General features: G+C 37.2%; 12 protein-coding genes. All 12 read right to left on the minus strand.

Annotated features, from left to right (window positions below; genetic code table 11):
• Positions 1 to 375: 375 nt before the first annotated feature.
• Positions 376 to 2,550 (minus strand): FtsK/SpoIIIE domain-containing protein, encoded by a 2,175-nt coding sequence (locus NSS82_RS32215; protein ID WP_340953070.1) that lies wholly within the window; start codon positions 2,548 to 2,550, stop codon positions 376 to 378.
• A 4-nt stretch (positions 2,551 to 2,554) separates the two neighbouring features.
• Positions 2,555 to 2,806, minus strand: coding sequence for a hypothetical protein (locus NSS82_RS32220; protein ID WP_076138883.1), 252 nt, complete (start codon positions 2,804 to 2,806; stop codon positions 2,555 to 2,557).
• A gap of 4 nt (positions 2,807 to 2,810) precedes the next feature.
• Complete coding sequence (locus NSS82_RS32225; RefSeq protein ID WP_340953069.1) at positions 2,811 to 3,938, minus strand: M23 family metallopeptidase; 1,128 nt, start codon at positions 3,936 to 3,938, stop codon at positions 2,811 to 2,813.
• Between the two features lie 4 nt (positions 3,939 to 3,942).
• The gene (locus NSS82_RS32230; RefSeq protein ID WP_340953067.1) at positions 3,943 to 5,892 is read right to left on the minus strand and encodes a VirB4 family type IV secretion system protein; all 1,950 of its coding nucleotides are present in this window, start codon (positions 5,890 to 5,892) and stop codon (positions 3,943 to 3,945) included.
• Positions 5,889 to 7,904: a hypothetical protein gene (locus NSS82_RS32235; protein ID WP_340953065.1), complete on the minus strand. Its 2,016-nt coding sequence runs from the start codon at positions 7,902 to 7,904 to the stop codon at positions 5,889 to 5,891. The genes NSS82_RS32230 and NSS82_RS32235 overlap by 4 nt, the downstream gene beginning before the upstream one ends.
• Positions 7,905 to 7,919: 15 nt before the next feature.
• On the minus strand, positions 7,920 to 10,268 hold the full coding sequence (locus NSS82_RS32240) for a hypothetical protein (protein WP_340953062.1): 2,349 nt from the start codon (positions 10,266 to 10,268) through the stop codon (positions 7,920 to 7,922).
• Complete coding sequence (locus NSS82_RS32245) at positions 10,265 to 10,585, minus strand: hypothetical protein (protein WP_340953059.1); 321 nt, start codon at positions 10,583 to 10,585, stop codon at positions 10,265 to 10,267. Before NSS82_RS32245 ends, NSS82_RS32240 begins: the two co-directional genes overlap by 4 nt.
• Before the next feature lie 69 nt (positions 10,586 to 10,654).
• The gene (locus tag NSS82_RS32250) at positions 10,655 to 11,068 is read right to left on the minus strand and encodes a hypothetical protein (protein ID WP_076273366.1); all 414 of its coding nucleotides are present in this window, start codon (positions 11,066 to 11,068) and stop codon (positions 10,655 to 10,657) included.
• 48 nt (positions 11,069 to 11,116) lie between these two features.
• Positions 11,117 to 11,365, minus strand: coding sequence for a hypothetical protein (locus tag NSS82_RS32255; RefSeq protein WP_340953058.1), 249 nt, complete (start codon positions 11,363 to 11,365; stop codon positions 11,117 to 11,119).
• Between the two features lie 14 nt (positions 11,366 to 11,379).
• Complete coding sequence (locus NSS82_RS32260) at positions 11,380 to 12,216, minus strand: metal-dependent hydrolase (protein ID WP_340953057.1); 837 nt, start codon at positions 12,214 to 12,216, stop codon at positions 11,380 to 11,382.
• Positions 12,217 to 12,240: 24 nt separating this feature from the next.
• Positions 12,241 to 12,942 (minus strand): EAL domain-containing protein, encoded by a 702-nt coding sequence (locus NSS82_RS32265; protein ID WP_340953056.1) that lies wholly within the window; start codon positions 12,940 to 12,942, stop codon positions 12,241 to 12,243.
• A 23-nt stretch (positions 12,943 to 12,965) separates the two neighbouring features.
• The gene (locus tag NSS82_RS32270; protein WP_076273368.1) at positions 12,966 to 13,967 is read right to left on the minus strand and encodes a hypothetical protein; all 1,002 of its coding nucleotides are present in this window, start codon (positions 13,965 to 13,967) and stop codon (positions 12,966 to 12,968) included.
• Positions 13,968 to 14,061 lie beyond the last annotated feature (94 nt).

Raw genomic sequence — 14,061 nt, forward strand, 5'->3', positions numbered from 1 at the left:
GCTGCAGGGGATCCAGCGGTGAGCGGTAGCATTTAGCCAGGGCAATGCTCATCCGGAACCTGAAGACACTTAAGTGAGCTGCTGAAGACTCCGGATTGATTCGCCGGCGGTAGCTAGCAGCATCCAGGAGAGCGTAAGCTGCTGCTGGATTGGATCCATGTGTGGTCTTTGAAAAGGGATATGACTTTCTAAAAATAAAAAAGAGGGTTTGTAATTAGTGGATACTTCGATTAGTTCCGGATATTAGTTCCCATAGATTATCTATAGTGAAAATTTATAAAATCCCTTATTGGTAAAGGGTTCTCTATAGAATTCACTGGGAACTAATATGGGGAACTGATGCGGGGAACTAATACGGGAACTAATATTTTTTTATCAATTGATAGTATCTTTTAACTCTGCTGGATGATTTTCAAGATAATTTTGTACTTGTTCTTCATCCCATGCCAGTGTATATCCCATCCTTGGACTAGAAGGAGGAGACAAAAATCCCTCAGCAACTAACTCTTTCATATGCAGTAATATCGTTTCTTTCCGAATTTCAAATATAGAACTAAGATCAGTCGAACTTAATATCCCTGTTCTGCAAATATGATCTTTAATCCCTTCTCTTAATTTTTTTTCTTTGTATACTTCATCTTGCTGACCTGAAATCCATTGACGCATATTTTTGGTAGAATTATATTTTTCGATCAATCCTTGTTCCTGCATTCTAGTTAATATGTTTGCTGCACTCATATATCCTATCCTGAGTTTCTTTTGCAAAATCGCGACGTTAATTCCATTGTTCTCTCTAGCAATTGAAATAGCCTTTTCATATATTTCATCTGGATTATGCTGTCCTTCTGGATTATGCTGTCCTTCTGTATCGTCTGTTTTATCAATATTTTTAGATAGATCAATATTATTTGAGTTGTCCAAAAACTCCTCTTGAACTTTCGCTAATTCTACCAAATCCCCTAATATTTCATTATCTGATGTATCACCAAGATTAGGTTCCGTAAAAATAGATTCGTTACTAGTTACTGTCTTTCTCCAAAATTCCCCTAGTTGCTCAATGAACATAGTGGACTCATCATCGTTTGTACTAATCGCTGCGCTTTGGAATCTCTGTGGACTTCCGCCATTAACAACACATACTCCGTCTCCATTACCAAGTAGTGACGGTCCACCAGTATCCATAACCGTTCTATAATCAACACCGCTTTGTAAACGGAAGGCGACTCTTGAGGGTAAATTAGCTTTAATAATACCTGTCACAACATCAACGCTAGGTCTTTGCGTACCCATAATTATATGTATCCCAGCAGCACGCCCCATCTGTAACCCCCGTTGTATTGGTTCCTCAACTTCTGCACCTAAAAGAAGTACTAAATCTGCATATTCATCTATTCCAATGATAATATAAGGCAGCCTTTCTTTTTTTGGATATTTTTTATGGTAATGCGATATATTTCTAACACCTAGCTGCGAAAACAAATCATATCTACGTTCCATTTCTACAATGGTTTGTTGTATTGCCGTTGCAGCACGCCGCATATCTGTAATCACAGGCGTTAGGAGATGTGGAAAACCTGAATACACCGAAAATTCAACTTTCTTAGGATCGATAAGAATTAATCTTAATCTCTTGGGACTTAATATTGTCAATAAAGAAGACAATATGACATTAAAAAAAACGGATTTACCGGAACCTGTAGTACCAGCAACTAGTAAGTGTGGTAGTTTTGCCAAGTCTACAAGTAATGCCTCTCCTTTCATTTTCCTACCATAAACTACAGGTAGTTCAGCATTTTCAGAATAACGTATTAAATCTTGTGCAACATCGCGTAAATATACAAATGCTCTGTCTTCATCTCTATGAGGTATTATGAAAGCAGCCGCACTTTGATAATCAGATGTTGTGACCTCAAAACTTTGATGTTGTCCTAAATGATTAGCTATATCATCTTTCTTCTTCATTAGCTGGGAAAGTTGGATTTTAGGCGGTAAGCGAAACGAAATTATTTGCAGAGCCGGTCCTGACTCTATACTTAAAATTTCTATATTCCCCTCAAAATTGAAACCCACCAATTCAAGCGCATTAGAAATCTTCTCACTCGCATATTCTCTGGTAAAGACTTTAGAATTGATGGGACGAGGATTTCGAGGTAACATGTCAAATTGCGGTGGAAAAACCTCACTAAAAGGGATTTCCCTCAAATCAGAGACAGAGGCTGCTATTTGCCCCTCAGCAGCCTCAATAAATATAGTATCATTTGTAGATTTACTGTTAGCTTGATCGCTACCCTGTGAATACTTCTCTTTGCTTTTAAGTACATAATTAAGTATTTGTTTTCTTTTCCTCCAACCTATCCTTGCAACATACGGTAGACCGACAAATAGAATCCAACTCTTTAATGTATAAGATAGGACTTTTTCACTTAACTCATGTAGTGAGGGAGAAAAATCAAATATATAAATCAGACCACATGCCCCAGCTGTTAGCGCTGCTATACGTGTGAAAAACTGTGCGAACGATTCTTTTTGATTAACATCTTTATTGTCCATTTGATTAATCACCTGCTTTCATATGCTTAAAAAATCCTAACAATCCATTTGCAAGATCATTTGCATTTTCTTTTACAATAGGCCACCATTGGTCTGCCTGAACAACTACAAGATCATAAACATCACTAATGTTACGAACCAGCATTATTAGAAGAAATACACCTATTGCTTTCCACAATAAAGAAGGTACCTTAAATTTGTCTCCATATTTATAAAGTCCCCAAAAAACAATACCAATTATTAATACTAACGTCATACAATCATCCTCCTAATTCTGATAGCAAATTGTGAAATTTACGTACACCTATCCACCATCCTCTATGTTCAGCATAATATCCTCGGGGATTATCCATTGCAGACAGCCACTCAATAAAATCTCTTCCATTGGGTCTATCCTGGGACAATTTAATTATTGTTTGAGCTGCAATAGTTGCTGACTGTTCTGTAGTTAGAGTAGCTCCCTTTCCCTTGCACCAACAGCCAAACACATTCCAAGGATTTTTCACAATCTCTGAAGCATGATTATTACTCTCAGGGACGAATGATTGCTCCTGACCGGTAATTGCAAGGAGTAGATATGGATCGACATTCTTTAATTTGGCGGCACGATCAATCATGTTTAGAGTTTCTACGTACCCAAGTGCTGACTTACGCTTCTTTAGATAATCCAATAAAACGGGTATATTTAAAGGTTTATACGAATATTCACCTGGATCCAGCGATGTTCCAGGCGGTTGTACGTAATCAAGAGGGTTCACAGGTTTTCCCGACGATTCAATTTGAAAATGCAAATGTGGTCCCGTTGATCTCCCAACTATTCCCTTGCCTATTCTTGCTATTAGTTGTCCTTTGCTTACGACATCTCCAGTATTCACATACATCAATGCTTCCAAATGACCATATTTCGATACAAGATTATTACCATGATCGATATAAATCACTTGACCGTAGCCGCTAGCCGCACCAGCCAACGTTACAACCCCTGAAGCCATTGCATAAATTGGCTGTAACTCTGTTTTTTCTGCTCCATTAGCAATATCGATCCCTTTATGATACTCAATCCCTCCTAAATCACGGTTTCCAAACGATGAGGAGACACGCGAAATAGACGGCACAGGCCATATATAGGCTGTACCGTCCGTATCTAATTGATTCGGTGCATATAAAGCTGAGTCTGTTGTGGAAGAACTATAAGATAGAGAACCAGGAGTAGAGAATAAGAAAAACGGAAGCAAAACAAATCCGATCACTAGAATCACCAGAGCGATTAATATAATGAGCCCCCAAATATATGGTGCTAGAGATGAAGTAGTTAATAAGATAATCATTCGACGAGTTTTTTTGATCTTATTAATTGTTTCCTGAGTTTTAGCTATCGCATCTGACATAGGCTTATATTGCTTCTTTTAGACCGCGAGTTTTGTAAAGAACGTGCTCATCTTCCGGAACATGCATAAACAACTCGTCATATTTCTTGTGATACTCTAAGACATAGCAATTCGTATCTTCATTTTCTCTAATCCTATCCTGTACTTCTTCTGGTACATCAGAGTGCTGAGATAACATCCGTACAGCAGAATGTTCCATATAGAAATACACCTTAACATTAGTGTTTTCCCACATACCAACACCTTCAGCTGTATCAAGAATAATAGCTGGAGTATTAGCCCCTAGTATCATCATTCCATTCCACTTACGTATGGCTGTATACCAATCAAATACAGCTTGTTTTAATTCTCTATTTTTTAATTGCCTTTGTCCCTCATCAACTAGAACCGCGCTGAAATATGCCCCTTCGAATCGAAGTTTTTGGATATTAGAATTTACCACATCAAAAGCCATGGACATTTTTAATTGTGCTAACTTAGCTTTTTCATCCTTCTCGTTCCCTTCAGTTTCTCCACTTCCTACCTTATAGACTACTAAAGGAGCATTCTGAAATGTTAAAGGTTCTTCAGACTCGAATACTCCATCATAAATTCCAATAAAATAGATTTTGATTTTGTCATATAATGATTTAGCATCATCATTCGTTTTTGAATCTTCCTGTACATCTCTAAAAAACGCATGAATAGTTGGTCGCTCACCAGAATATGGTCCGTCCCAAGTTTCTGGTTTATTTTTCTCTATACCAGCATTTTGGAATACTCGCCTAACAGCCTCACCAGCCTCGAATAGTTCTGTTTTCGTTAAACCATCAGCTAGCATAGAACAAGTACGAATACCAGTATCAATTGCTCTTTGATATCTTGAACGATTATACCTTACGCATTCTTCATCGATTTCTGGTATAGAGGGCATAATTGCTAGTGGTTCAAAGTATCTGCCAACATCAGCAGTATGATCAATGTATACTCCCCCGACTTCTTCGCATAAATCCCTCCACTCGCCGTCAAGATCGAACACAAATACATGTACACCTTCTTCTAACAAAGAGACAACTAGTGCTTTCAAAAAATAACTTTTCCCCTGTCCCGTTTTCCCCAAAACCATCAAATTTTGAGCTCTAGGGTCATTAGGGTCACACAAGTTAATAAAACAAAAACCACCGTCCTCTGTGCGCCGACCAAAGTATAACCCTTGACCATCACTAAAAGATCCACTAGTAAATAGGTATGTTCTTGCTGCAACTGAATCAGTAATAACGCGCCCATAGTGATGCTTATTAAAGAATTCACCGGAGGGTGATTCTTTATCTGACACAGGACTGGTTTGAATTAAAGCTTCTAGTTGTTCACTAAAAAGATTATCAAGTCTTCCATCTAGGTCATCGATCCAATCTCTCATATTTGATTCAGCTGCGTCCAGTTGATAAGTTGTTTCCGCAGACATGGTAAGGAAAGTACTGACCTCAACCAGCTTACTTTTCCCCTGTTGTATCGATTCCTGCAGAGATACTAAGGCATCTCTTGCGTCTATCTCAGATTGACGACCTGGATCTGTAATGGTCATTTCTGAAACGCTTTTTTCAAGTCGTTTATATTTATTTTTCATTGCCCAATTCCATTTAACATCTGATTTGATGTAGCGAATTGTTTTACGAAGAGTTGCCCCTTCTTTGGTGACTAACTCATCTAATTGATCAAGGTACCCTGCTACTATCTCAAGAGGGTATGACTCAATCATTACGACTCTTACAAAATGACCAGTTTTTGAATCTTTACCTTCCATAGTTTTAACTAACTTAGTGTTTTTCTCATCACCAGAGTTCACTAGAGTATGTTTTTTTTCCTTTGACCACTTCTTAATCAAACGTCCACTATATGTTAATAGCTGTTTATCAACCTTGCTTTTTAGAGAAACCTTTTTAAGTGATAGCTTCTTTTCCTTCTGTTCTATCATTCTTCTACACTCCTTTCACTATGCACAAAAAAAGGACGCGCTTGCGGATCAATAGCAAGCGGTCGCCCTTGGAATAACATTTGATTTGCATTTTGAAAAAAAGGAATCTTCTTATCAATTTCTTTTTTGAAATGTTCTTTAACTAGTGCTGACATTTTTAAATCCATGTCCACATCCACTTGATTTAACCAAACCTCTCCCTTCCAATTGCTGACCTCCGTTTCCCAACGCATCCAATGGTGATAATCGGTGTCAATTATAGCTATAGTGTCATATTGGTTAGTTAAGTAACTCCGCCCTGGATAATTCCATGGTAGATCTATAACTACTGCTCCAACCCTTAACCTGGAATTTATTAAATTCTGAACTTCTTCAATCTCAGGAAATTCAAGTGGTGTAAAAATACTTAATCCTGAAACTTGGCGAGAACTCCAAGACTTCCACTTGGCGTACTCTCCATCAATTTGTAGTGGGTTTATTAGAGTTAAAGTACCAAAATGAGGCGAGAGATCAATTAGCGAAACAGTTCGCTCGTTGTCACTATTAGCAACAGCGATATTCGCAGCCACAAATGATTTTCCTGATGAGGTAGGAGATGTAAAGATATTCACTCCTACCAATTCTTTTGTGATTTTTCCGTTTTCTACAACAATTTCTTCTTCCTCAATCTCAATTGTGGACTCTACCTTAGAGCTCTTTTTTGGAAACATATAGATCAGTTTTTTTAATTTTGGAAAATGTAAATCTTTCAAATCCAATAATTTATGCTTAATGAAATCAAGATATTTGATTATTCTAATCATTATGGTCAAATTAGTTACCGGAACAACAATGTCTTCACTTTCTACAGAGTCCGCTTTAGATTCGTTATTTTCCCCCACAGCATTGTCCTCCATTGTTACTGCAGCCTCATTATTAACACTCAAAATTTCCGGATCCTCCCCATGTTCTGGCTGAAAAATAAAATCATCTTCATTTTTCCTGAGATCTATATCATTTGTTGGTATAACTGCATCTTCCCTTTGTCCTTCGATAGCCAATACAACGGATTCAATTAAGGATTTTTGAGAATTAGAAGGTTCATCGTTTGTTTCTTCCTCTTCTTCTTCCTCTTCCCATGTACCTTGTGAGGCTTTCCATTCTTCCCAAACCGTTCGATCCCAGTGACGACTTGTAAGCTCAGGAATTGAAAATCCAGATATTATTGTACACTCATGACCACTTTGTATAAGCCCGTTAAGTACCCTATCTTTCCTTTGACGCAATTCGGCAATCAATCTATGCCTTTTTAACTCTGCTTTAGACAAACCCTTAGGTTCATCCTCTCTTTGGCGAATCGTGAGGTCGAATTCACTGATAGACAAACGTATAGTGTATTCACTTCTTTTTGCAGAACCAGACTTCGCTAATTCTTCAAACAGCTGAAGCCTCTTTACTTTTCTCCGCTCAATACCTTCAGATACACTTCTTTTTTCCTTTTTCACATTCCATATCTCATGCCTGAAATCAGGAATTTGTTCTTCTGTAATATCACATTCAAACCCTTCCCTCACCAATGATCTTAGAAAAGTTTCAAATCCACCGATTCTTTGCTTTTTTTGAGAAAAGACAGCTGTTTCCCATGGCGGTGATTGGACGTTTAGCATAATGTGAATTGTTTTTCCACTTCTATAAAACCATCCATCTTCTGTAACCCCCAATAAAGAATCCATACTATCTCCAGATCCTTCTTTTGGGTGCTTGATATAATGTGTCAAACGTTTAAAACGATAGGACCATTTTAGGATCCTTGACATCAGAATGGTAACAAAAACTGTAATTAGCCATAGCAGCTTTATGATAAAGGATATGGGTAATAGGAATACCGTGGTACCCATTAAAAATGTAACCCCAATGACCCAACCTATGTCACTCACTGAAAGTCCCATAAATTGAATGTCTTCTCGTATATCAGCAAACATACTAGCGCGGAGCAATTCGTTTTCTCGCTCTTGATAAGATTTTTCGGTCACCTTTACACCCCCAATTTAACTTTTATGCTTGTTTATCATTTCAGCTTGGAAGTTCTCAAAACTCCCCATGTCCATTCCCGGTATGGGTGCTTGACCATAACTTACAGGTTCTCCGTCAACAATCACTTTGATGTTCCCTTCTCTGGTCCTCCAGTATGGTGTTCTTCCATCCCTAAATTCTTCTAATGCCGATTTGAATGCCGCCTCCAGATCTTTCTTTACGATTACATAGGTATCTTTTGAATTAATTTGCAAACCAGCAAGTAGATCTTTATTTTTGCTTTTTAATTTAATATGTTCTTCAAGTGCCGGCATAAAACGATTGCCTTTTGGTAAATCCAATCTAACTAGATCCACTGGTTTGGCTAGTAATTGCTTAAATACTTCTTCAGCTTCAGTTACATGTTCTTCCGGAATCCAAAGGGCACCATTATCCAAACGAATTTTAGAAACCCACGGCATTTTGTCTACTTGTTGATTCAGCTGCTTATATGCTTCTTTTGCAACATCTGCTGAAAGAGCAGCTTTTCGGTAAGTCGGTAACAGGTTTTTTACTTTTTTAAGCTCTGATTTTGATGCTTCTGAACCATCAACATGCGTTTTTAGAGTCTCGGTATCAATAAACAGACCATTTTTATAATATCCTCGCTGTACATCAGAGGTTGTAAATAACATTTCTCCATTGATTCTTTCCTTTATTTCCCCTGTATCCCCTTTAAGAGTAAGCTTACCTTCCCTTGCATTCCAATTAATTCGTTCACCATATTTGGGTTTGATTTCTTTAATCAATCTGGACATATCTGCTCTCTCACTGTTCTTTATATTTATAACTTCAGCGTGTTCAAACTTGTCTTTTTGCAGCGTTTTAGCAACTGTTTGATTACTTTCAATAATACGATCATCTTCAAGTTCCAAATGACCACTATCAACAGATACCATAGTCCCTGTTGAGACTAAAGCTTCCGGTTCAGTATATTTCACTCCTTGGATCGACTCTGATATTCCACCTGTTAATTTTGAAGCAACCCGATTTCTACGGGTACCTTTTTGTTGAGTCTGCATTCTTTTTCCCACTTCAGCCATACGACTGCTTTTTTGCTTCAAAGAAAGCGAACCTTTTTGTAAAGAATCCGCCCCTAATCGTTTACCGACACTGTTCATTGCTGCACTTGTTCTTTCCCCCATTTTCCCGAATTTTTCAATCGTGGCTCCCCCATTTAAAGTCATTGGTTGTTTAATAGCTCTGAAAAGTGGTCGTACCCAAAACACGAATATTAATATTACTGTGACCAAAATGCTTAAGATCATAAAGACTAAAGGCGACACTCCTATTTCGCTTGAAAATCCAGCCCCCTCACCATAATCTGTCTGAAGACGAACAAATATCCCATACTGGATAGCTGATATAAGCCCTACCAATAAGGTGCGAATATATATATTTATGAATCCAATCAGCGTTTCAATTTTTCCGGAATATGCAGTGTATGAAATCCAAATTGCAACGAAAATAGCCATCATCATTAATACTAGAACCTTCAAAACAGATATAAAGAAAAGAGGTACTACTACTATGGTGACAAACATCAGCAATGTGAATATTCCACCCTCTGTTGCAACAACAATCTCACCTAAGGTTTTACTGGCATATATAGCGTCCGTAATTCCATCAGCCCCAAGAATTAGGGACTTTAAGATTTGATCACCTTTTAATCCTTCATATAAAATATCAGTTGTACCTATAATTCCAGAAAGAAACTTTTGTGTAATCCAATTCATTAAAACATTCAAGAAGTTTAAAACCGTTAAACTCAATAAGCATGCTACGAAGCTTACTATAAAAGCTTGAAGCATCTTCTTAAGATCCTTTTTCCCATGTATAACATTCCAGGCTAAAACTAGTGATCCAGCCAATATTGCAGCCAAACCTATAATTGAAAATATTGACCAACCAGAATAGACAAGTGATATCTCAGCTACTCGCGGTGAGAATAAATAACTCTTAGCAAAAGCACCATATAAAGGACTCATCATCTCATCAACCCATGAAACAATTAGACCTTCTATAGCATCGTGAATTAACTTTCCAGACATTAAATCCTTGAACGTTTGGTTCATTTGTTGAAAGTCTTCCATTAAGGCAGATACCCATTCAGGCATATACCATGGATTATCCTCTTTAATAGGCTCACTTACCCCAGGTCCAGGTGTTACAGATGGATTAGGAGTAACAACAGGTGTAGCTACCGGTGCATTCGGTGGATAATTGGGAACAGGCGCAACAGCAGCCGCGAGAACAACATTAGACGAAACAAAGTTTAAAGTTAAAACTATCACAAGCATATAAAGTATTGATTTTATTTTCATTTAACATTCCACCCCATAATCTGCAGAAAGTTAGTTAATTTTTCGAATACAAGGAGCAAAGTGCCTGACATAAAGAGAAAAATAATGAATAATGAAATGATCATCCTTTTCCAAAATTTAACATCATTTATGCTAGCCTTTGCTTTCCGTACATTAATCAAGAATATAATAATTTTTATAATCCAATAGACAAACGCAGCGGTACATATTATTGTAGCTGCTCCACCTACCAACAATAGAAACCAGTCTAATGCTGTAACATCAGATTGTTTAATAGTGTATATTTTTTTCATCTGATCAATATAATCCTTATCCAATTCACCACCGCCTACGATTCAAGATAAATAAAAGGCAGATCCCCTCTCGGGAATCTGCCTTTTTTAAAGTTATTTAGCAGGAGTACTTATCTCGTTTGTACCTATATCCTGTTTGCTTGTCCAATCGTATACGTTTTCTAATACATTCAAGAAAGCGCCTGAGGTGAACAAGAACACTATTAGAAGTGTAATCGCAAGTTCTATCCAAAACTTCTTGTCACCCAAGCTTGCTTTAGCTCTTCTTACTTTAATTAAATACTTAACAACATCCACAATACACCATACTAGCAATGCAATTATAGCAAGAGTAAGGGGAATCATGATGATATAGAATAGAAAACCCAAACCATCTAATACTTTCCAGTTGAATTTCAACATACTTTTCATTTTTGTTACTGGGTTTTCATCGTCCGCATACGCTACAACTGGTAAAAGAAACACAGTTAAAAAGAGAAGTATTGAAAAAGCTTTACTTCTTTTCATAAAAAAAACCTCCCCATTATTCATTTTTAAATAAATATTCTTTGTACCTTATGATATATTGTTAGCTTGTCCATAGTGGCAGCACCCCGCATATCTCCAACCATCTGGAGTTTTTATTAGAGTTAGATAAAGATAATGTCCCTCAACAATGCCTTGAGGCTCACCAATTTGGATTAGATCCCCTGTTAATATAGATGGAGATACATTGGTGAAATGATTTACCATCTCCTCATCCACTAAATCATTTACATTTAAGTATTCTCTTAAATTACCTGTCCAATTTTTGTATGTTTTCAATTTTATCTCCTCCTTTATTGTAAAAAATTGAGTGTCTTAAAAAAGGTTACGTTAGGTAATGGCTGATTTGTAAGTATGAACACCCATACAATTAGACTAGAGCACCAGCAAATACGAGATATCCAGCGTTCAACTGTCCCGCCATTTGAAAAAAGATGTAGACCAATTTTAAGCTTTGGAATTATTAACGAGTGAATACCGTCACTGCCAAAACAATCTCCAACTAAATGCGCCCACCAACCGGTTAAAAAACCGATTGCCAAAATTTGAACGGTGTCAGATTGTTGGAATGAAAATGAAATAATACCTAGACTCATCACAATTGCATACTCTGGTGTATGAATTATCCCTCTATGTTTGACTACAGGTAACATCAGAAATCCCAATCCAGCAAAGGCAGTTATCCAATGCAAACCATACAAACTATACATAGCTAACAGAGTTATACCGACTCCACTTAAAACAATATTTCTCATATTGGCCAACATAAAAAATATCAAACTTCCCACAAGACATATCAGCGCATTTTTAGCAGCTGGTAGAACGCTTAAACGCCAGTCCCCTTCATATAATTGCAACGCCAAAAAGATTACCCCAACAACAAGCATTAATACTGAAACAAGTCTAAAGAACCGCCTTTTTTGTACAGAAAATTGAATATGTTGACTTGCGGTACTTGTTTTGTGATCTAGATCTGGTGCAAGTCCTCCTGTAATTGCAGCACCAACACTTAGTATAAGAAGAGGTCCAATATATTCGTGTGATGGGTTCCAGAGTTTGCTATGCAACGCTGTATAGAAGCTTAATGATCCTGCTATCGCAGCGAGAGCAACATGCCCTTTTTTATTCATATTTATCACCTCCCCCCATGTTTATTAGAGACGAAAAAAACGATCTCCCGATATTTGGAGATCGCTTTGACTATCAACTATTATCTTTGGATCATCCGGTCTCCCTAAATAGTATCCTTGTGCAAACCGCACGCCAATTTTCATTAGTTTCAATAATTGATTTTTTGTTTCAACTCCTTCTGCCACAAGCTCAATACCCAATTCAGAACACATATCAAGAATGTATTTAACAATAATTTCTATTCGGGGATTTGTATCCACTTGTTCGATTAATGTTAGATCCAATTTTAGCCATGTGGGCTTGAACCAATCTAAAATTAGTCGATTAATATTTGAAAAACCAACCCCGAAATCATCTATAGCAAATCTAAATCCACGATTAGCAAGATCCATTAATGAATCGCGTACCGGATTAGTGATTTCCGTTACCTCAGATACCTCAATAATTACTTTATTGGGATCTATGTCAGCTAATATAATCCCGCCATGTTCAAAAGTTTCAGAACGAATATTAATAAATAATTTCTGATCTGGCTTCAATAATGGAATTCCTTTATTGATAGACTCACAGATTGCCCATTTATCAAACTCCACTCTATTACCAGCATAATAATCAAATATTTCAGATGCTGTTTCTCCAGAAACACCACACACTGTAGATTCAAAACCTATATTTCGATCTATGATAATATCTCTAATTGGTTGAAAAAGAACCTTCTTTAACATATCCTCCCTCCTTAAATCACATATTAAAAAAAGCCGAACTTCTTCTTGTATTTTTTTCCGGATATAACCGATCCCAATATACCCTCTAACACCTGATCGCTATCTTGTTGTGTTTTATAAACATCAGAATGCGGTGGAATTGAGAACACCAGCCGATCTTTCAAACAATCAGCCGTCTCTTCTCGACTACTTTCACTTGCAAGAGGCAATACAATTTTCCATCGATCTTGGCGTGTGGTTGAATGCCTTTGACAAAACTGCAGCAGTTCAACCATTCGCCATTCGGCACCAGAGGCACAAAGAATTGGAACCTTTGCTTGATTAAATAGTTTGAATGTGGCATCTGAATTTAGGCTACCTAAATCCATAACAAAAAAACGAAAGTTTTCAGTAGCAGCCTCTGCTAATTCTGATGGTATCCCTGAGAAATAGGTTACATCATTAATTTCAAAACGCGATTTATTATTCACCTCACCCCGTTGAATATATTCTAAATACCTAAAACATGGTCTTGTTCCTCCTTCCCACAAAGCCACCTTTGTTTTAAAATTCTTCGCTAGAAAATTTGCTACAAGCAAAGCAGTATGTGTTGATCCAGCACCTTCATAGATTCCTCCCACAGCAATAACAATTGTCTCCTCACTGACATCATTCATTACAAATCGATTGTTAGGAATAGGAATTAACACTTCTTCTTTCGCAATGCCCATAATTGGCGAAACCTGAAGCTCAGATAATTTATCCTGCCAATCCAGCATAGTCCATACAGACGTTGCACCTTGAGAACTCCAATATCTCGTTTTCTGTGCGGAATCTTCTGTACAAACCACAATTATTGGACAAAAAGCATCTTCAGCTGAAATTAAAGAGACTGCTTCGCTTGCCATAGACTCTTCAACTAGTAAATAATCAGGGCTTAATACTACTGTCAGTTCCTTTAACTCGTCCAAAGATTCACATTTGCGAATTTTTAGACTCGGAGAGTTTAATCTAGTAGGGTTTAAACCATACAACAAAACATTCAATTTCAGAGCACCTCCTAAATAAAATAAATACAAAAAGGGTCACCTAATTTGCTAGGTGACCCCTCTATCCATCTCTAATAGCTTAACACAGTTT

Origin of the sequence: Paenibacillus sp. FSL H7-0735 (assembly GCF_038008505.1) — a bacterium.
Classification (GTDB): domain Bacteria; phylum Bacillota; class Bacilli; order Paenibacillales; family Paenibacillaceae; genus Paenibacillus_AQ; species Paenibacillus_AQ odorifer.